18 protein-coding genes are annotated in these 20,435 nt (G+C 65.5%); 17 read left to right on the forward strand and 1 reads right to left on the reverse strand.

What is annotated here, in order from left to right; translation table 11 throughout:
* Nucleotides 1-42 precede the first annotated feature (42 nt).
* Genes M4578_RS21030 through M4578_RS21040 form a run of 3 tightly spaced genes read left to right on the forward strand, consistent with a single transcriptional unit; the run spans nt 43 to nt 1,654 of the window.
* Nucleotides 43-324, forward strand: coding sequence for a hypothetical protein (locus M4578_RS21030; protein ID WP_258095194.1), 282 nt, complete (start codon nt 43-45; stop codon nt 322-324).
* Nucleotides 321-1,445, forward strand: coding sequence for a WD40 repeat domain-containing protein (locus M4578_RS21035; RefSeq protein ID WP_258095195.1), 1,125 nt, complete (start codon nt 321-323; stop codon nt 1,443-1,445). Before M4578_RS21030 ends, M4578_RS21035 begins: the two co-directional genes overlap by 4 nt.
* 29 nt (nt 1,446-1,474) lie before the next feature.
* Nucleotides 1,475-1,654, forward strand: a complete 180-nt coding sequence (locus M4578_RS21040; protein WP_258095196.1) for a hypothetical protein — start codon at nt 1,475-1,477, stop codon at nt 1,652-1,654.
* 21 nt (nt 1,655-1,675) lie between these two features.
* Here the strand turns inward: M4578_RS21040 and M4578_RS21045 are convergent, their stop codons facing one another.
* A complete protein-coding gene (locus M4578_RS21045; protein WP_258095197.1) occupies nt 1,676-2,644 on the reverse strand; it encodes a hypothetical protein in 969 nt (322 codons plus the stop codon).
* Nucleotides 2,645-2,766: 122 nt separating this feature from the next.
* On the opposite strand from M4578_RS21045, the gene M4578_RS21050 reads away from it, so the two are divergent.
* The 14 genes from M4578_RS21050 (at nt 2,767) to M4578_RS21115 (ending at nt 20,413) form a co-directional block, all read left to right on the forward strand.
* A complete protein-coding gene (locus M4578_RS21050) occupies nt 2,767-4,020 on the forward strand; it encodes an RNA polymerase factor sigma-54 (protein WP_258095198.1) in 1,254 nt (417 codons plus the stop codon).
* 535 nt (nt 4,021-4,555) lie between these two features.
* The gene (locus M4578_RS21055; RefSeq protein WP_258095199.1) at nt 4,556-6,220 is read left to right on the forward strand and encodes an aromatic/alkene/methane monooxygenase hydroxylase/oxygenase subunit alpha; all 1,665 of its coding nucleotides are present in this window, start codon (nt 4,556-4,558) and stop codon (nt 6,218-6,220) included.
* 79 nt (nt 6,221-6,299) lie between these two features.
* A complete protein-coding gene (locus M4578_RS21060) occupies nt 6,300-7,358 on the forward strand; it encodes a 2Fe-2S iron-sulfur cluster-binding protein (protein ID WP_258095200.1) in 1,059 nt (352 codons plus the stop codon).
* Between the two features lie 51 nt (nt 7,359-7,409).
* Nucleotides 7,410-8,474 carry an aromatic/alkene monooxygenase hydroxylase subunit beta gene (locus M4578_RS21065; RefSeq protein WP_258095201.1) on the forward strand — a complete coding sequence of 355 codons (1,065 nt, stop codon included), beginning with the start codon at nt 7,410-7,412 and terminating at the stop codon, nt 8,472-8,474.
* 23 nt (nt 8,475-8,497) lie between these two features.
* Nucleotides 8,498-8,872, forward strand: a complete 375-nt coding sequence (locus M4578_RS21070; RefSeq protein ID WP_258095202.1) for an MmoB/DmpM family protein — start codon at nt 8,498-8,500, stop codon at nt 8,870-8,872.
* A gap of 87 nt (nt 8,873-8,959) precedes the next feature.
* Nucleotides 8,960-9,982, forward strand: a complete 1,023-nt coding sequence (locus M4578_RS21075; protein ID WP_258095203.1) for an amidohydrolase family protein — start codon at nt 8,960-8,962, stop codon at nt 9,980-9,982.
* A gap of 4 nt (nt 9,983-9,986) precedes the next feature.
* Nucleotides 9,987-10,790, forward strand: a complete 804-nt coding sequence (locus M4578_RS21080) for an iron-sulfur cluster assembly protein (protein ID WP_258095204.1) — start codon at nt 9,987-9,989, stop codon at nt 10,788-10,790.
* A 61-nt stretch (nt 10,791-10,851) separates the two neighbouring features.
* Nucleotides 10,852-12,483 carry a molecular chaperone GroEL gene (gene groEL, locus M4578_RS21085; RefSeq protein WP_258095205.1) on the forward strand — a complete coding sequence of 544 codons (1,632 nt, stop codon included), beginning with the start codon at nt 10,852-10,854 and terminating at the stop codon, nt 12,481-12,483.
* A 63-nt stretch (nt 12,484-12,546) separates the two neighbouring features.
* Nucleotides 12,547-13,590, forward strand: a complete 1,044-nt coding sequence (locus tag M4578_RS21090; protein WP_258095206.1) for an NAD(P)-dependent alcohol dehydrogenase — start codon at nt 12,547-12,549, stop codon at nt 13,588-13,590.
* Between the two features lie 64 nt (nt 13,591-13,654).
* Nucleotides 13,655-14,089, forward strand: coding sequence for a Twin-arginine translocation pathway signal (locus M4578_RS21095; RefSeq protein WP_258095207.1), 435 nt, complete (start codon nt 13,655-13,657; stop codon nt 14,087-14,089).
* A gap of 114 nt (nt 14,090-14,203) precedes the next feature.
* Nucleotides 14,204-14,611, forward strand: a complete 408-nt coding sequence (locus tag M4578_RS21100) for a VOC family protein (RefSeq protein WP_258095208.1) — start codon at nt 14,204-14,206, stop codon at nt 14,609-14,611.
* A gap of 54 nt (nt 14,612-14,665) precedes the next feature.
* Nucleotides 14,666-15,190: a Twin-arginine translocation pathway signal gene (locus M4578_RS21105; RefSeq protein ID WP_258095209.1), complete on the forward strand. Its 525-nt coding sequence runs from the start codon at nt 14,666-14,668 to the stop codon at nt 15,188-15,190.
* A 15-nt stretch (nt 15,191-15,205) separates the two neighbouring features.
* Complete coding sequence (locus M4578_RS21110; RefSeq protein ID WP_258095210.1) at nt 15,206-16,777, forward strand: GMC family oxidoreductase; 1,572 nt, start codon at nt 15,206-15,208, stop codon at nt 16,775-16,777.
* A 216-nt stretch (nt 16,778-16,993) separates the two neighbouring features.
* Nucleotides 16,994-20,413, forward strand: coding sequence for a transglutaminase family protein (locus M4578_RS21115; protein ID WP_258095211.1), 3,420 nt, complete (start codon nt 16,994-16,996; stop codon nt 20,411-20,413).
* The last annotated feature ends 22 nt before the right edge of the window (nt 20,414-20,435 follow it).

Genomic DNA, 20,435 nt, shown 5'->3' on the forward strand with positions numbered 1-20,435 from the left:
GGGCCTCCCGTGGATCACGCGCTGCAAGGATAGGGGGAGGACATGACAGATCAACCGCAGACCATCGAAGAGATCCTGAAAGCGCGGCTTGCCGTCACGCAGGAGATCTCTGCCGTGACCGCCGAGCAGCTTCGTCTGATGCAGCTCATCGGCGGCATGTCGGTGCTCGAGATGGGCGGAAAGGACCCGGAGCGGGTCGGGGAAGAGATGGCGCGCCACCGCGCCGCGCTGGCGCGCTGCGAAGAGGAGATCGCGGCGCTCGAGGGCCGGATGGCCGCGCTGGACGGCAGGCTGGAACGCCGGATTGAGGGAGGAGAGACATGATCGAGACAAAACCGCCGCAGGCGGTGTCGCTGTTCGAGCTGATCGGGCGGGAATGGCGCCTTGACGAAGCGGTCACTGGGGTGAGCTTCAACGCCAAGGGATCGGCGCTGGCCTGTTCGCTGGCGAACGGCGCCCTGGCGCTGTTGTCGGTTGCCGATGCTGAACACCCCGAGCAGCGCATCCGCATGGAGTTGGAGACCGGGCGCAGCACGATCCGCCCGCGCGAAAAGCCGCTGCCGGCGCCGGTGCTGACCGATCCGCTGCGCGCGGAGGTCGACATCTGTGCCTATGACGATCAGGGCTTTGCCGTGGCCGGGCCGGAGGAGGAGCTGTGGCGGGTGACCGCGCGCGGGCAAAGCGTGCGGCTGGAAAAGACCGGCGTCGCGCCGGTCTCGGCGCTCTGCGCGCTGCCGGGCGGTCGTCTGGCCGTGGCGCGGGCGGGGCATCTGGCCGTGTTCGATCCCGGCGCGCGCGACCCTGCGGCAAGCTGCGGCCTGCCCGGGACGGTCACCCGCCTTGCCGCCTCGGCGGATGGCCGGCTTCTGGCCGCCTGCGGGGCGGGCCGCTTTGCGGTGCTGAGGAGCGAGACGCTCGAACCGGTGCTGACGCTCGATGTGCCGGGCGAGGTGGTGGCGCTGAGCTGGTCGCCGGACAAGCGCTGGCTGGTGGCGGGTTGCGAGGATCGGGCGCTGACACTGCTCGATCTGACGGCGGGCAAGGCCGACCGGATCGTGGATTTTCCCGCCCCGGTGCGCTCGGTCGGGTTCAACGCCTGCCCCGGTGCGCTGGTCGCCTCTGGGGCCTTCCGGCTGGTCGGCTGGCAGGGTCCGGATCTGCCCTTTGGCGATCACGAGGGCACGCCGCTCGAAACCGGGCGCGCGGGCATGACGCTGATCGAGCGCGTGGCGCCGCATCCGACGCGCGATCTTTGCGCGGCGGGCTATGCCAACGGGCTGGTGGTGCTGGCCCCGGTGGGCAAACGCGACGAGCTGATGCTGATCGAGGGGCAGGGCGCGCCGGTGAGCGCATTGGCCTGGTCGCCGGATGGTGCGCATCTGGCCGTGGGCTTTGCCGACGGTCGCGCCGCGCTCGTCACCTTTCCGAAGATCATGTTCAAGTGACTGAACGACAAGAAGACTGGGAGGATATCATGAAACCGGAACTTTCCACCGAAGAGCAAAGCAAGGACCGTTTCTTCGCCGAACTGGCGGAGGTCTCGAAAGAGATGGTCGAGGCGCATGGCAAGGATTTCGCCATGGGCGCTCTGGTGCTGGCCGCGCGCTGGATCGCCGAGGGCAAATTCGGCAAGGCCGAAGAGAACATCCATTGATGCGCGGCGGCGCGATGCGGCCTAGTGCCGTGTCGCGCCGCGGGCGGGGCGCGGTTGCGCGGGCTGGTGCAAGCTCTGGATCTGGCTGAGCAGCACCGTGCTGAGCGGCGCGGCCAATGCCGCGAGCCCGTCCCCCGTCATGGCAGAGCGCGCCGCCTCGTCCGCGGCGCGGTCCAACGCCTCGGTCAGTCCGGGGCGGATCAACTGGGCATAGGCGCAAAGCTCATGAATGCGGAAGGTCGAGAAATAGACGCTGTCGTCGTTCTGCAGCACCGTGCCCGGCGTGCCGGCCGGAGCGGGCAGCGACAGCGCGTTGCTGTGCACGGCGGCGCCGAGGATCGCCAGAACCTGCTGGCGCCACTGGGCGTATTCGGTGTCGGCGGAATAATCGAGCCCGACATCGTAGAGCTTTTCGGTGATCGCGCGGAAGGCGCGGCCACCGGCGATATGGCGGCGCCAGAACTCGTTGGCCTCGCCCACGTCGCGGCAGGCGGTGAACCGCGCGGCGAGCTTGCGGCGGGCCAGCAGCACCAGCATCATGTCCACGTCTTCCGAGACCGAGCGCGCGATCTGCATCGCGGGCATGGGCAGATCGGTCAGCGCCAGCAGCCGCAGCGCGGTGACCTGGTCGATGAGCCGGGCCGAGACGGCGGCCAGCCCGTGCCATTGCGCGGGATCCAGCCCCTCGGTCTGCTGCTGCCGGCCAAGGGCCGCGGCGGCGTGCAGGGTCTTTACCCAGATCACGCATTGGTCGAAGAGAAACATCAGATCGACCTGCGCGCTGCTCGGCGCGCCATCGGGGCGGGGCAGGGCGCGAAAGCCGGGCAGGCTGCGCACGGTCAGCGCCCAGGTCCGGTCGAAATCCAGCCCCTGCGCGGACCAGAGCTGACGCACCCGCGCCAGAAGCTGGGGCGAGAGGCCGGGATAGGACAGCTCCGGCGGGGCCTGGCGCAACGTGGTGACGGCGCCGATCAGGTCATCATGGCTCATGGATATGCTCCGCAGCGGCGGGATCCTGGAAGGATAGCGCGCCCGGGGGAAACCGGGCCAGCAATTTTTCATCCCAAATGCGTCCGATCGTTCAGATCGCGCCGGCTTGGAGGGGCGGCGGCATGACCCCGGGCATCGGTCTTGTCACCGCGCAGCGGCAGAGTTTCGTGCTTCAGCACTCGATGACCCTGCTGCGCATGTCGACGGCGGAGCTGACGGATTTCCTGCAGGAAACCGCCGCGCGCAATCCGCTGCTGCGGGTCGCCCGGCCGCGGCGGCTGTTCATCGGCAACGCGGCCACCGATGTGCTCGAAGCGGTGGCGGAGGCCGAGGCCTCCAGCCTCTATGCCCATGTGTCGGGCGAGCTGTCGGGGCTGCTGTCGAAAGGCGGGCTGCTGGCGCGGGCGGTCACCGCGCTGATGGAAGAGCTGGAACCGAGCGGCTGGTTCGGCGGCGATCTTGCGCAGATCGCGCAGCGGATCGGCATCGGCGTGCCGGTTCTGGCGCAGGTGCTGGCAGAAGTGCAGCGGCGGGTCACGCCGGCGGGGCTGTTCGCCCGCGATCTTGCCGAATGTCTGCGCCTCCAGCTCGAGGAGCAGGAGGCCCTGACTCCCGATCTCGAGGCTCTGCTGCCGCATCTCGGGGTTCTGGAACGCGGAACGCCTGCCGATCTTGCCCGCGCGGCGGGGCTGGCGCCCGAGGCCGTGCGCGCGGGGCTCGCGCGGCTGCGCGGGCTCGATCCCAAGCCCGGCGCGCGGTTCGTGACCGACCCGACGCTGGGGCGCGAGCCCGACGCGGTGGTCGAGCGCGGCGCGCAGGGCTGGGAGGTCCGGCTTTTGCGCGAGGCGCAACCGGCGCTGGCCGTGGTGCCGCTGCCAGGCCGGGGGCAGACGCAGGATTTGGCCGAGGCGCAGCGCCAGGCGCGGATGCTGAAACAGGCGCTGGCGCTGCGGGTCTCGGCGATGCGGCAGGTGCTGCGCGCGCTGGTTGCCCGGCAGCAGGGCTATTTCGATCATGGCGCCGAGGCGCTGGCACCACTCACCATGGCGGCGCTGGCCGAGGCGACCGGATTCCATGCCAGCACCGTGAGCCGGGTGCTGAACGGTTACCTTCTCGAAACGCCGCAGGGGATGATCGCCGCGCGCATGTTGTGTGCGGGGGCGGCCTCGAAAGGCACCGGCGCGCATTCCCGGGCGCAGGTCGTGGCAAGGCTGCGCGCGCATCTGGGCGCCGAGGATTCCGCCGCGCCGCTTTCCGATGCGCGGCTGGCCGAGATCCTACTCTCCGAGGGCATCACCGTCTCGCGCCGCATGGTGGCCAAATACCGGCAGCAGGCGGGCTTTGCTCCTGCTGCGCTGCGGCGCAGACGCGCCTGATTTTCCACAGTTTTTCTGCGATGCAGCGTGTCCGGGACAGCGCCCGGTGTAACATTGCGCGCTGTCCATCTGTAATGCCCGGCGCAACGGTTTCACGGGCGGTGTAACGCTTCGTAACGCTGCGACAGGCTGCCACAGTGGGCGCTAACAGGCCGGCGATTGCAGCGTCGAAAAAAAGTTAAAAAAGAATGAAGGTTTTTCAGCGGATTGCGCCGGGTCCGCCGCAAAACGGCGCGATTTCCTCCGTTCTGGAACAGCGCGTGCCTATTCGTTTGGCACAAGACGAACAGCCCGCAAACGGGATGTCCCAAGAACGAAGGAGAAGATGCCGCAGCGCGTCACGGACACAGGACCGGTCCCCATTCCGGTCTCTCAGGTCCCCCCAACGACCGCCCGTGACGCGCGGGGCTCTGCAACCTTTGCCGTGACCGACGCCCGCGACCATTCCGGTTGCCGGGCCATCAAACGGCGGCACATGCCGCCAGACCCTGCGGCCGGGACCCCCGGTCGCCGAGCTTGAAAGGAGGCTCATGGCATGACTTTGACGTTGAACAAGATCACGTCTCAGCGTGGCATTTCGGTCGGGGAGGCCACCAAGAAGATCTCGGATCTCGGTTGGAACCCCACCTTTGTCCAGGAAGCAAGCACCTTCCCCACGGACTACAAGATCACCAAGGCCCCGCGCGATCCGATGAAGCAGGTTCTGCGCTCCTACTTCCCGATGCAGGAAGAAAAGGACAACCGGGTCTACGGTGCGCTCGACGCGGCGCTGCGCGGCGACATGTTCCGCAACGTGGAACCGCGCTGGGTGGAATGGATGAAGCTCTTCCTGGCGATCATCCCGTTCCCCGAGATCTCGGCTGCCCGGTCGATGGCCATGGTCGCCCGCCTTGCTCCCGGCGAAGACCTGCGCACCGGCTTCACCATGCAGATGGTTGACGAGTTCCGCCACTCCACCATTCAGATGAACCTGAAGAAGTGGTACATGGAGAACTATATCGACCCGGCGGGCTTCGACATCACCGAAGAAGCCTTCGGCAAGTGCTACGCCACCACCATCGGCCGTCAGTTCGGCGAGGGCTTCATCACCGGTGACGTGATGACCTCGGCCTGCATGTACCTGACGGTGGTTGCCGAGACCGCCTTCACCAACACGCTCTTCGTGGCCATGCCGTCGGAAGCCGCCCGCAACGGCGACTACGCGCTGCCCACGGTGTTCCTGTCGGTGCAGTCGGACGAAAGCCGCCATATCGGCAACGGCCACTCGATGCTGATGGCCGCGCTGAAGGAGCCGGAGAACCACCTGCTTCTGGAGCGTGACCTGCGCTACGCCTTCTGGCAGAACCACGCCATCGTCGATGCCGCCATCGGCACCTTCATCGAATACGGCACCACCAACCGCGACAAGGACAAGGAATCCTATGCGGAGATGTGGCACCGCTGGATCTTTGAAGACTACTACCGGACCTACATGCTGCCGCTCGAGAAATACGGCGTGAAGGTGCATCACGACGACGTCCAGGAAGCCTGGAAGCGGATCACCGAAAAGAACTACGTCCACAAGGTCGCCCAGTTCTTCGCGGTCGGCTGGCCGGTGAACTTCTGGCGGATCGAGGCTCAGACCGAGAAGGACTTCGAGTGGTTCGAGCACAAGTATCCGGGCTGGTACGCCGAGTTCGGCGAGTTCTGGAAGTGGTACGACAAGCTGTCGCGCCCGGGCGAGAAGGTGCTCGTGTTCAACGAAGAGGTTGGCTACGTCTACCCGCACCGCTGCTGGTCGTGCCTGGTGCCCTGCCTCATCCGCGAGGACATGGTGGTCGATGAGATCGACGGCAAGCTGCACACCTTCGCGCATGAGCTGGACCGCTGGACCGCCGTCGAGGCATTCGCCGACGAGTACCAGGGCCGTCCGACGCCGGCGATGGGCAAGTTCTCGGGCAAGCGCGAATGGGAAACGGTCTATGACGGCTGGGATCTGGCCGACGCGATCGTCGATCTGAACTTCGTCCGCGAGGACGGTCAGACCCTCGTGCCGCAGCCGCACCTGCGCTTCGACGACAAGGACATGTGGAAGCTCGAGCACGTCCGCGGCCATACGCTGGCCTCGCCGCTCAACGCTCTGCGCGCCATGTCGCCGGCAGACCGCGAGGCGCATATCGCCGAGTACCGCAAGGGCTTCACCATCAATCCTTGCAACTGAAACTCGGGGGAGGCCGGCTGCCGGCCTCCCCACGCGACCCGCGCCGGGGAGAGGCGCGGACACCAGGGAGAAGATAAAAATGGCGGACATCCATACCGTCCGATTGGAGCCCGTGGGCGTGGAATTCGAAGTCGAAGAAGGGGAAACCATTCTCGACGCCGCATTCCGGCAGGGCATCGCGCTGCCACACGGTTGCAAGGAGGGGCAATGCTCTGCCTGCAAATGCGTGCAGCTCGACGGCGAATCCGAAATGCTGAAATATTCCACCTTCGCGCTGAACGACAGCGAGAAGGATAGCGGTCACGTCCTGATGTGCCGCACGCTGGCCTACAGCGACATCGAGATCGAACTTCTGAACTACGACGAGGAGGTGCTCTCCAAGTCCATTCCGGTAAAGCAATATTCCGGCAAGATCGTCGATTTCCAGAAGCTGACCCACGACATCCGGGGCGTGCAGATCGAACTGGATGCGCCTTTGAAATTCTGGGCGGGCCAATATGTCGACATCACAGTCAGGACGGAAAAAGGGGAGGAGATTACACGCTCGTTCTCCATGGCAAATCCGCCGAGCGAAACCCAGAAACTCTCCTTCATCATCAAGAAATACCCCGACGGACGATTCTCGAACGAGCTCGACGACGGCGGAATCCGAGCCGGAGCAGAGGTCTCTGTCGAAGGACCCTACGGAATGTGCTTCCGCCGGGAAGAACGCGAAGGACCCGTGATCCTCGTGGGCGCCGGGTCGGGCATGTCGCCGGTCTGGTCGATCCTCAACGATCAGGTGACCTGCGGCGAGGACCGTCCGATCTATTTCTTCTACGGCGCGCGCACTCAGGACGACCTGTTCAAGCTCGACGACATCGGGGCCGTGACCGAGGCGCATCCGAATGTGCAGTTCATCCCTGTGCTCAGCCACGAGGACGAGGCCAACGGCTGGACGGGCGAGCGCGGCTTTGTGCATGAATGCGTGGACCGGACCCTCAAGGCGCTTGGGATCGACGGCGAGGGCGATGTCTATGCCTGTGGCCCGCCGCCGATGATCGACGCGCTGACCCCGGTGCTCTTCATGCACGATTTCGACACGGATCGCATCTTCTACGACAGATTCACCCCCACTTCCGGTTCTTCGGGCCACTGAGACCGGCCCGAACGCAAGTGACGTGAAAACCAAGAGAAAAGGGAGGCTACCATGGTAGCAACATCAAGCTCGGTCGGATCCGGGGCGGCGGGCTCCGCCACCTTCGTCGGCTCCAAAAGCCGCAAGTACAACTACTTCGAGCCGCGCGGTAAGCGGGCGACCCATTACGAGGACGTCACCGTCGATGTGCAGCCCGATCCCGAGCGCTACCTGATCCAGAACTGGATCATCGAGTTCGAGGGCGGCAAGGGCGGCGGCGCCTACAAGAAGGACAACACCCACGCGCAATCGTCGAACTGGCACGCCTTCCGCGCGCCGGACCAGGAATGGGAACGCACCCATTACCAGCGTCAGTCGCGCATCGAGACCATGGTGCAGGCGGTCATCGCCAATGCCCGCAAGGCCGGCGCGCCGGCGGCGTTCGATGCCAACTGGGCGAAGATCCTGCAAAAGCATCTGGGTGCGTGGAAACACGCGGAATTCGGCCTTGGCACCTCGCTCATGCAGGCGCAGCGCTATGGCTACACCCAGATGATCAACAACGCCACGCTGACCAACTCGTCCTACAAGATGCGGCTGGCGCAGGACATCACACTCTATCTCGCCGAGATCGGCATGGATATCGAGGGCTGGGACGACGAGCTCGGCAAGAAGACCTGGCTGGAAGATCCGATCTGGCAACCCTGCCGCGAGGCCATCGAGACGATCATGGGCTGCGAGGATTATCTCGAGCAGTATTTCGCCATCAACATCATCTTCGAACCGCTGGTGGGCGAGCTGATCCGTTCGGGCTTCTTCATGCAGGCGGCGGCGGCGAACAACGATTTCATCACGCCCCCGGTGATCTCGGCGGCCGAGGCCGATTACGAGCGCAATCTCGCGAACACGATCGACCTGATCTACCTGCTGGCCAATGACGAGACCTATGGCGCCCAGAACAAGGCGCTGTTCCAGGCCTGGGTCAAGAAGCATGGCGATCTGGCCGACAAGGCCGCCGCCGCGCTGCAACCGATCTGGTCGCAGCCCCATTCCAAGCCGGTCTCCTTCGAGGATGTGAAGGCGGTGTCGCACGAGCGCATCGGCCAGATCCTCGGCGAACTCGGCCTCAGCCGCTAACGACAGGGAAGAGGAGACAGATCATGTCAACAGCCGCACGCGACGCCTCGAAGAAGAACATCTTCAAGTCGATGAAGGACATCGACCTCAGCAGCCGTGAAATCTCGCACGAATGCGGGGTCACCATGAACGACAGCGTCGAGGCCCGCGCCATCGCCGAGTTCATGGAAGAGAACAACCCCAATGTGACGGTCACCTACAACCCGGCGACCATCCGCATCGACGGCGAGGGCAAGCTGATCTTCAAGATGGACGAGATCACTGAGTTCCTGGGCCGCGAGATGACCGCCGAGATCTTCGAGGTGAACACCTCCACCCATTACGGGCGGATGGTCCGCATCGACGACAACACCGTGATCCTCTTCGGGGACATGGACGAGGTCATGGAATACATCTGATCGGCTCCCCCCGATCTTGCCGGGGCCGTCTTGGCGGCCCCGGAGCTTCCACAAAGCCATACCGACAGCGACATCAGGGAGGACACCATGTACAAGACACCGGACGGCAAGGAGATCTTCGTTCTCGACGGCCATACCCATTTCTGGGACGGCAGCCCCGAGAACCAGGCCAATATCCACGGCAAGCAGTTCATCGACTGCTTCTACGCCTATCACACCGGCTTCAGCCCGAAAGAGGTGCTCTGGCCCAAGGAAAAGTTCGAGAAATACACCGAGGACGACATCTATCGCGACCTGTTCATCGACGGGCCGGACGATATGGCGATCATCCAGTCGACCTATCTGTCGGATTTCTACAAGAACGGCTTTTCCTCGATCGAGCGCAGCTCGGCCATGGCGGCGCGGCATCCCGAACGCTTCATCGTCAACGGCACCTTCGATCCGCGCGACGGCGAGAAGGCGCTGGAATACATCCACTACATGAAGGAAGAGTTCGATATTCAGGGCGTGAAGATGTACACGGCCGAATGGAACGGCGCTTCCAAGGGCTGGCGGCTGAACGACCCGGATGCCTACAAATGCTTCGAGCTTTGCGACAAGCTCGGGATCCGGAACATCCACGTTCACAAGGGCCCGACCATCAAGCCGCTCAGCCTCGACGCCTTCGACGTCACCGACGTGGACGACGCGGCGACCGATTTCCAGAACCTCAACTGGATCGTGGAGCATTGCGGCCTGCCGCGTCTCGACGATTTCACCTGGATCGCGACGCAGGAATCCAATGTCTATGGCGGGCTCGCCGTGGCGCTGCCGCTGATCTACAACCGCCCGCGTCACTTCGCCGAGATCATGACCGAGCTGCTGTTCTGGATCGGACCGGACAAGATCCTCTTCGGCTCGGATTACGGCATCTGGACGCCGCAATGGCTGGTCGAGCGGCTGTGGAACTTCGAACTGCCGGAAGAGGTGGTCGCGGGCCGCGGCGTGGTGCTGGACGACGAGGCCAAGGAAAAGATCCTCGGTCTGAACGCCGCCAAGCTCTACGGCATCGACGTGGAGGCCAAGAAAAAGCAGCTTGCCGGCGCCCCGGTTCAGATCGCGGCGGAGTAAGGTCATGCTGACGGACATCATCAAGGCGGATCTCGAGACGGAAGTCTGGGAATGCCTCGAGATGGTGACCGACCCGGAGCTCGACGAACCCATCACCGATATGGGCTTCGTCGAGCGCGTGGAGGTCATCGACGCCCGTCGGGTGGAAGTCGAGTTTCGGCTTCCCACCTACTGGTGCTCGCCGAATTTCGCGTTTCTCATGGCCTTCGGCATCCGCCGCGAGATCGGTGCGCTGTCCTGGGTGCGCGAGGCGCAGGTTTGGCTCAACGACCATTGCTTCGGCGATCAGGTGAATGCGGGCGTGAACAGCGGCCGGGCCTTCAGCGATGTCTTTGCGGAATATTGCAACGGCGCCGATCTGGAGGAGGTCGTCGAGACCTTCATCGCCAAGGCCTTCGACCGGCGTCAGGAGGTCATGCTTCTCGGGCTCCGGAAACGCGGCCTGACGGCGGAGGAGATCGTGACGATGCGTCTCGGTGCCTTCGACCGCATCGTGTTCGGAGACGAGGACGAGATCTGGCAGAAGCCCCGGTATCGCGATCTGCTTCTCACCCAAGGTTTGGCGGAAACCCCGGAGGATCTGGCGTTTCCGACTTGGGACAAGCAGCCCATCGCCGCCGAGGCTCTGGACGGGCATCTGGCCCGCCAGAGAAACCTGAGGATCAACATGGAATTCAACGGGGCGATGTGCCGGGGACTGGCACAGACCCGCTACAAGGAGGTGGAGTTCGGAGAGGACGGACCCACGCTCGTGGATTTCATGATGGGACGGGTGCCGCCGCGCGAAGACGCGGTCGCGCGCAAGTAACGAACGGAAAAACACTTTTGGGAGGACGCCGGGGGATACCCCTTCGGCGAAGGAGGAAGACATGGCCAAACTGCTTGTACACGGTAAATTCGCCCGCAAGGCGCTGGCGCGCGGGGTTGCGCGGCTGGCGGCGGCGGTGGAACCCACGCTGGGGCCCAAGGGGCTCAACGCGATGGTGGACCGCCCGGTGGGCACGCCGCTCATCACCCGCGACGGGGTGAGCATCGCGTCCGAAATCGAGCTGACCGACCGCTTCGAGAACATGGGGGCGCAGGTCGTCCGCGAGGTCTCGATGCAGACCAACGAGGTCGCCGGCGACGGCACCACCACGGCCATCGTGCTGGCCAACGCGCTGATCCAGCGCGGCGTGGCGCTGACCGACAATGGCGTGAAGCCGGTCGATCTGTGCAAGGGCATCGACATGGCGGTGGAACGCATCATCAACGCCATCGACGAAAGCTCGCGCGATTGCGATGCGCATCCGGAATATCTCGAAGCGGTGGCGCGGGTCTCGGCGACCGATCCGGAACTGGGCGATCTGGTGGCCGAAGCCTATCGCCGGGTGGGCCGGGAAGGCGTCATCACCGCCGATTTCGGGGTCACCATCGAGACGACCATGGACGTGATGGAGGGCATGTCCTTCGAACGCGGCTATATCTCGCATCACATGGTCACCGACCGCGAGCATATGGAGGCGGTGCTGCGTCATCCGCTCATCCTGATGACGGATCAGAAGATCCTGCAACCGTCGGTGCTCGACAAGGCGATCTCGATCGCCGAGGGCGAGGGGCGGCCGCTGCTGATCATCGCCGAGGAGATCGCGCCCGAGGTGGTTATCCGCCTGCTGGAGAACGGCGGCGCGGGCAAGTTCCTGATCGTGCACCCGCCGGAATACGGCCACTGGCGCACGGCGATGATGGACGATCTGGCGATCATCACCGGCGGCGAGGTGCTGGCCCGCGATCTCGGCAAGAAGATCGAGAACGTGACCCGCGAGCAGCTCGGCGGCGCCGAGATGGTCCGCGCGACCGCCTCTGCGACCAGTGTGCTGCGTGGCGAAGGCGCGCCGGAGGCCGTCAGCGCCCGCCGCAACCAGGTGCAGCGCATGTACGATGTGGCGCCGCCGAACATCGAGCAGGACAAGCTGCGCGAGCGGCTGGCCAAACTCTCGGGCGGCAGCGCGATCATCTATGCCGGTGGCTTCACTCCGGTGGAGCAGAAGCGCAAGATCCAGCTTATCGAGGATGCGCTCTGCGCCGTGCGGGCTGCGGCCGAGGACGGGGTTGTCGCGGGGGGCGGCACGGCGCTGGCACAGGCCGCGCCGGTGCTTGAGAACCTCTCGGCCATCGGCGACATCGGCAAGGGGATCGACCTCGTGCGCTCGGTGCTGACCCAGCCGCTGCGCCGGCTTTCCGCCAACGCGGGCGCCGATGCGGAACAGGTGGTCGAGGCGGTGACCTCGAGCGCCGCGGGGCATGGCTATGACGCGGCGACGGGCGCCTATGGCGACATGTTCGCCGCCGGCATCATCGACCCGGCGCGCGTGCCGGCTTCGGCGCTGGTCAACGCGGCTTCGGTCGCCACGCTGATCCTGACCACCGAGACCCTGGTGGGTGATCTCGACGAGGGCGAGGCCGATCCGACCGAAGGCCCGGCCCGTGGTGGCGGTGCCGAACTGCTCGGCCGTCCCTGACCCCTGTCGCCGCCGCGCGCCGGGGAGGGCGCGCGGCTCTTCTTCCGAGAAAGGAGGCCGCAGATGAAAGCTGCGAGACTTTACGAATACGACCCCGCGATGAATGTCGAGCTGAAGATCGAAGACGTCGCTCCTCCTACGATCACAGGCCCGAACGAGGTGGTCGTCAAGGTCGGCGCGGCAGGGCTCTGCCGCACCGACCTGCACATCATCGAAGGCGTCTGGAAAGACATCATGGACGCCAATGGCTCGCTGCTGCCCTATATCATGGGCCACGAGAACGCCGGCTGGGTCGAGGATGTCGGCAGCGCCGTGACCTCGGTGAAACCCGGCGACGCGGTGATCTGCCATCCGCACCGGAGCTGCGGCATCTGCCTCAACTGCCGCTACGGCCATGACATGTATTGCGACCACGGGCTGTTCCCGGGGCTGGGGCTCGACGGCGGGTTTGCGGAGTATTTCAAGACCTCCGAAAGCTCGGTGATCAAGCTCAACACCGGCATCATGCCGCTGGATGTGGCGCCGATGGCCGATGCGGGCATCACCGCCTACCGGGCTGCCAAGAAGGCCGCGAAGATCTCGTATCCCGGCGCCTGGACGGTGCTGCTGGGGATCGGGGGGCTGGGCCATATCGCGCTGCAATGCCTCAAGCATATCAGCGGCGGGCGGGTCATCGCGGTGGATCGCGAACCGGCGGCGCAGGTGCTGGCCAAGGAGCTGGGCGCGGATGTGGTGCTCGACGGCGGGCCGGATCTGATCGAGCAGGTCAAGGACATCACCGGCGGCGGCGCCCATGTGGTCATCGACTTCGTCGGCGAGCTGGGGGTTGAGAACATCTGCTGGAAGCTGCTGCGCCAGGGCGGCGAGCTGATCATGGTGGGCTATGGCGGCAAGATCGAGATCCCGACGCTGGATCTGGTGGCCAGCGAGATCAAGATCGGCGGCAGCCTCGTGGGCGATTACATCGAACTGGTGGAGCTGATGGAGCTGAACGCCGACGGCAAGGTGAAGATGCACCAGACCGAGTACAAGCTCGCCAACATCAACCAGGCCATCGACGACTTCAAGAATCGCCGCTTCACCGGGCGCGGCGTGATCGTTCCGTAAGTGCAGAGCAGGCCCGGGCCGGGGCGGGATACCGCCCCGGCAACGAAGACAGAGGGAGGAGGCGATGAAACATCAGCAAGCGAGCGCGCTCAGCGGCGCGCCGGTGCCGGGGCGGCAGCCCCACGGGCTGGCGATCGGATCGGGCTTTGTGGCGGGGGCGTCCTGGGCGATGGAGCTGGCGCATCTGACGCCGGAATGCATGGCCAGCCTGATCCTGCTGGCCCGCGATCTCTACCCGCATGACGCGGTGCCCGACGAATTTTATGCGGTCGCGCTGCGCGACTACGACCGCCCGCGCGAGGTCGGGGCGGTCGGAACGGGGGTCGAGGCGCTGGATCTCGCGGCGCGCGGGCAGGGCTACGGCCGCTACCTCGACATGCCCGCCGACCGGCGGGCGGCGGTCCTGCGCGAGATGCCCGACAGCCCGTTCCTGCAACGCCTGCGGCTCGGGCTGGTGACGGGGCTCTATGCGCAGCCGCTGCTGCGTCCGCTGCTCTGATCCGTCGCCCGGCGCGCCCATCACTCTCAGCCGGCCCGGGGGGGGGGTAGTATATCCCTACTACCCGCGCCCGGGCGCGCCGGGGCTAGGCTGAGATCATCACGAACAAACCTCTTGGGGGATATTTTGGCCAAAGCCATCCACAGCATGATCCGTGTTCTCGACGAGGACCGCTCCGTCGCCTTCTATCGCAAGGCGTTTGGGCTGGAGATCGCAGATCGTCTCGATTTCAGCGACTTCACCCTGATTTATCTCAGCAATTCCGAATCCGGGTTCGAGCTCGAGCTGACCGTGAACAAGGGCCGGGCCGAGCCCTATGACCGTGGCGACGGCTACGGGCATTTCGCGGTTTCGGTTGCCGATCTCGATGCCGAGCACGCGCGTTTCGAAGCCGAGGGGCTGAACCCCCGCAAGCTCGTGAGCTTCGCCCCCGACGGCAAGCTCGTGGGGCGCTTCTTCTTCGTCGCGGACCCGGACGGGTACGAGATCGAGGTGCTGGAACGGAGCGGCCGTTTCAAGTGATCGCACCGGCGGGGGTCGGGCGCCCCCGCCGTCATTGTCCAAGGGAGGAGAACCATGGAAACCACCGCAAGCTGCCGGGGCCTGACCCGGCGCCAGCTTTTGTCGCGCGCCAGCGCGGCGGGCGCGTCCTTTGTCGTGGGGGCCGGCTTTGTCGCCGCGCCCGATGCGGCCTGGGCCGCCGAAACGGCCCATCTGGACGCCCGCGTCTTCGCGACGCTGGTGCAGATGGCGCGGGACATCTACCCGCATGACCGCATCCCCGACGAAAACTACGTTCTCGCTGTCAAGGGCTATGACAGTGCCGAGGCGGCGCCGGGCATCACCGCAGGGATCGCGGCGCTGGACGCCGCAGCCCAGGGCAAGGGCTTTGGATCCTATCTCGATGCCGGATGGGAACGCGACCGCGTCGATATCCTGCGCGGCATGGAGCAGAACGCCTTCTTCCAGCAGATCCGGGGCGGGCTCGTCACCGGGCTCTACAACCAGAAATCGGTCTGGCCGCTCTTCGGATACGAGGGCGAGAGCTACAGCCACGGCGGGTACATCCATCGCGGCTTCGACGACATCGCGTGGCTCTGAGGGGAGGAACGATCCATGGCTGCACCTTTTGAACTGAGCGACGACAGTGTCGTCGTCATCATCGGCACCGGCGCGGGCGGCGGCGTTCTGGCCAACGAGCTGGCCCAGAAAGGCATCAGCGTCGTCTCGCTGGAAGCGGGCGGGCGTTATCTGCCCGAGGATTACATCAACGACGAATGGGAGAGCTTTGGCCAGCTCGCCTGGACCGACGCGCGCAGCACCAGCGGCGACTGGCGGGTGGCCACCGATTTTCCGGGCCTGCCCACCTGGATCGTCAAGGCCGTCGGCGGCTCGACCGTGCACTGGGCGGGGGCGAGCCTCCGGTTCCAGGACCACGAGTGGAAGACCGCCACGACCTACGGCAACATCCAGGGCGCCAATCTGCTCGACTGGCCGATCGACAGCGCCGAAATGGCGCCGTGGTACGAAAAGGCCGAGAAGAAGCTGAACGTGACCCGGACCAACGGGCTTCCCGGGCTGCCGGGGAACAACAACTTCAAGGTTCTGGAGGCCGGGGCCAAGGCGCTTGGCTATACCGAAGTGCACACCGGCCGGATGGCGATCAACTCGACCGAGAACCAGGACCGGATGATGTGCCAGCAGACCGGGTTCTGTTTCCAGGGCTGCAAATGGGGCGCCAAATGGTCCTCGGCCTATACCGACATCGAGCAGGGCGAGGCCACCGGCAACCTCGAAGTGCGCATCAAATGCCACGCGGCGCGCATCCTGCACAACGATGCGGGCAAGGTGACCGGCGTGGAATATTTCGACGCCGACGGCAATCTGCAGATGCAGGCCGCGCGGGCGGTCTGCGTCGCGGGCAATTCCATCGAGAGCCCGCGCCTGCTGCTCAACTCGGCCTCGTCGATGTTCCCGGACGGGCTGGCCAACAGCTCGGGCCAGGTGGGGCGGAACTATATGCGCCACACCACGGGTTCGGTCTATGCGGTGTTCGACAAGCCGGTGCGCATGTGGCGCGGCACCACCATGGCGGGGATCGTTCAGGACGAGGCGCGGCACGATCCGTCGCGCGGCTTTGTCGGCGGGTTCGAGCTGGAGACGGTGTCTGTCGGGCTTCCTTTCGCGGCGGCCTTCCTCGATCCCGGCGGCTGGGGGCGCGAATTCACCTCGGCGCTCGATGGTTACGAGAACATGGCCGGGATGTGGATCGTGGGCGAGGACATGCCGCAGGAGACCAACCGGATCACGCTCAACACCGAGCTGCTCGATCAGCACGGCCTGCCGGCGGCGAATGTGCATTACGACGATCACCCCAACGATGTGGCGATGCGCAACTATGCTTATCAGCAGGGGCAGGCGATCTATGACGCGGTGGGCGCGACCCGCACCTTCCCGACGCCGCCTTACCCGTCGACGCACAACCTCGGCACCAACCGGATGTCCGAGAATCCGCGCGACGGGGTGGTCGACCGCAACGGGCGGACCCATGACATTCCGAACCTCTTCGTCTCGGACGGGTCGCAGTTCACCACCGGCGCGGCGGAGAACCCGACGCTGACCATCGTGGCGCTGGCGATCCGGCAGGCGGATTTCATCGCGCGCGAAATGTCCGCCGGCGCGCTCTGAACAGCGGTTTCCGGGCATCTGGCGGCGGGGCGGGGCGGCAAGCTCCGCCCCGTTGCGTTCCACGAGGCCGGATCGAGATTTGCGCAAGGGTCCATCACCGTGATGTTCCCGCGCACCGCTTTGGCGGTCAGCAGTGCCGGTAGGCTTTACAAGACCTTGGGAACGGGCTCTTTTGGCTGGAACGCAATCGGCAGAAATTTCGGGCGGACCTCAGCCATGGCCATTACGGCAAGCATTCATCACCTGACGCATTACAAATACGACCGCCCGGTTTCGTTGGCGCCGCAGATCATCCGGCTGCGCCCGGCGCCGCATTCGCGCACGCGGGTGATTTCGCATTCGCTCAAAGTCAGCCCCACGGGGCATTTCGTGAACCACCAGCAGGACCCTTATGGCAACTGGCTGGCGCGGTTCGTCTTTCCCGAGCCGGTGACCGAGTTCAAGATCGAGGTCGATCTGGTCGCCGACATGACGGTCTACAACCCGTTCGACTTCTTCGTCGATGAAGAGGCCCAGAAATGGCCCTTCGAATACCCCGAGGAATTTCGCAGCGATCTCGACATCTACCGCAAGCCCGAAGCCGCCGGGCCGCGGCTGCAAGCCTATCTCGACCAGCTTCCGAAGAAGGCCGAGAACACCGTCAATTTCCTAGTCGATCTCAACGCCAAGCTGCAACAGCATATCGGCTATGTGATCCGCATGGAGCCCGGGGTGCAGACCCCGGAGGAGACGCTCCAGCATGTGCGGGGTTCCTGCCGGGATACTTCCTGGCTGCTGGTGCAGATCCTGCGGCATCTGGGCTTTGCCGCGCGGTTTACCTCCGGCTATCTCATCCAGCTCAAGCCGGACCTCGTGTCGCTCGACGGGCCGGCGGGCACCGATCACGATTTCACCGACCTGCACGCCTGGTGCGAGGTGTTCCTGCCCGGCGCCGGCTGGATCGGGCTCGACCCGACCTCTGGTCTGCTGACCGGCGAAAGCCACATCCCGCTGGCCGCAACCCCGCATTACCGCAACGCTGCGCCGATCACCGGCATGGCGAGCTTTGCCGAGGTCGATTTCAATTTCGACATGTCGGTGACGCGGGTTTCCGAGCATCCGCGCATCACCAAGCCCTTTTCCGAAGAGGCCTGGCAGGCGCTCGACACGCTCGGCAACAAGGTGGACGAGGTCATCAAGGCGCAGGACATGCGGCTGACCATGGGCGGCGAGCCGACCTTTGTGTCGATCGACGATTTCGAAAGCGCCGAGTGGAACACCGCCGCCGTGGGGCCGCAGAAACGCGGGCTGGCGGACGAGCTGATCCGGCGACTGCGCGACCGTTTCGCGCCGGGCGGGTTCCTGCATTACGGGCAGGGCAAGTGGTATCCGGGCGAGACGCTGCCGCGCTGGACTTTCTCGCTTTACTGGCGCCGCGACGGCAAGCCGATCTGGAAGAATTCGGATCTGGTGGCCAAGGAAAACGCCAAGGGTGCCACCGCCGAGGATGCCGACCGCTTCCTCTCGGGCTTTGCGCAGAATCTCGGGCTCGACGGCGATTTCGTGCATCCGACCTACGAGGATCCGGTCGAGTGGATCATGAAGGAAGCGGATCTGCCCGCCAACGTGACGCCCGAGGACAGCAAGCTCAAGGATCCCGAGACCCGCGCCCGCATCGCCCGCGTCTTCTCGCGCGGGCTCGAGAACCCGGCGGGCTATGTGCTGCCGATCCAGCGCTGGCAGAGCAAGGCGCAGCCCTCGACCCGCTGGCGCTCGGAGCACTGGAAGACCCGGCGCGGGCATCTCTTCCTCATTCCCGGTGACAGCCCGGTAGGCTTCCGCCTGCCGCTGGGCGCGCTGCCCTATATCGCGCCCTCGGCCTATCCCTATGTCTATCCGACAGACCCCACCGTCCCGCGCGAGGCGCTGCCCGATTTCCACGCCGACCGCGAGGAGAAGCGCAAGGCGTTGATGGATGAGCTGGAGCGCATCGCCCAGGAGGAGGCGCGGATCGCCAGGGAACAGGCCGATCTGCTGCCCGAGGTCACCGAGGGCCGCGATCAGCCGGTCTCGGCCGCGCGCGATGCCGGGCGCCGTCAGAAGATCATGGAGCAGGGCGTGGACCCGGAAGGCGGGCAGGTGCGCACCGCCATCGCCATCGAGCCGCGCGACGGCCGGCTCTGCCTCTTCATGCCGCCGGTGGAAGAGCTGGAGGATTATCTCGAACTGCTCGCAACGGCGGAGGAGACCGCCGAGGAACTGGGCCTGCCGATCCATATCGAGGGCTACACGCCGCCGCATGACAGCCGCATGAACGTGATCCGCGTCGCGCCCGATCCGGGCGTGATCGAGGTGAACATCCACCCCGCGCATGATTGGGAAGACTGCAAGGCCATCACCCAGGGCGTCTATGAGGAGGCACGGCTGTGCCGGCTCGGCGCCGACAAGTTCATGATCGACGGCAAGCATACCGGCACCGGCGGCGGCAACCATGTGGTGGTGGGCGGCGAGACGGTGCTCGACAGCCCGTTCCTGCGGCGCCCCGACCTCATGCGCTCGATGATCCTTTACTGGCTGCGGCACCCCTCGCTCAGCTATCTGTTCTCGGGCCTCTTCATTGGCCCGACCAGCCAGGCGCCCCGGATCGACGAGGCGCGGCATGACAGCCTTTACGAGCTGGAAATCGCGCTGTCGCATTTCCCGCGCCCCGAAGACGGCGAGCCGCCGCAGCCCTGGCTCACCGACCGGCTGCTGCGCAACATGCTGATCGACGTGACCGGCAACACCCACCGGGCGGAGATCTGCATCGACAAGCTGTTCTCGCCCGACGGGCCCACGGGCCGTCTGGGTCTGGTGGAGTTCCGCGGTTTCGAGATGCCGCCGGACGCCAAGATGTCTCTCGCCCAGCAGGTGCTGATCCGGGCGCTGCTGGCGCGGTTCTGGAAGGAGCCGGTGCAGGGCCGTCCGGTGCGCTGGGGCACCGCGCTGCACGACCGCTTCATGCTGCCCTATTTCGTCTGGCAGGATTTCCTCGAAGTGCTGCGCGACCTGCGCGGCCACGGGTTCGAGTTCCGCTCCGACTGGTACGAGGCGCAGAAGGAATTCCGCTTTCCCTTCGCCGGCGAGGTCGAATACGAGGGCGTGCATCTGCAACTCAACCAGGCGCTGGAGCCCTGGCATGTGCTGGGCGAGCGCGGCGCCATCGGCGGCACCGTGCGCTACACCGACAGCTCGGTCGAGCGCATGCAGGTCCAGCTCACCGCCATGGATCCCGACCGCTATATCGTCACCTGCAACAAACGCCCGGTGCCGCTGGCGCAGACCGATGCGAGCGGCGTCAAGGTGGGCGGTGTGCGCTTCAAGGCGTGGCAGCCCGCCGACGCGCTGCATCCGACGCTGCCGGTCAACGCGCCGCTGGTCTTCGACATCTTCGACACCTGGACCGGCCACGCGCTGGGCGGCTGTACCTATCATGTCGCGCATCCGGGCGGGCGCAACTACGACACCTTCCCGGTCAACACCAACGAGGCCGACGCCCGCCGTCTGGCGCGGTTCGAGAAGCTGGGGCACAACCCGGGATCTTACTGGCCCGCGCCCGAAACGCCGCATCCGGAATTTCCGATGACCCTCGACCTGCGCCGCGCGCCGGGTCTTTGAGCCGGTGCAGGATGGGCCCGAT

Origin of the sequence: Salipiger pentaromativorans (assembly GCF_024721115.1) — a bacterium.
GTDB classification, from domain to species: domain Bacteria; phylum Pseudomonadota; class Alphaproteobacteria; order Rhodobacterales; family Rhodobacteraceae; genus Salipiger; species Salipiger pentaromativorans.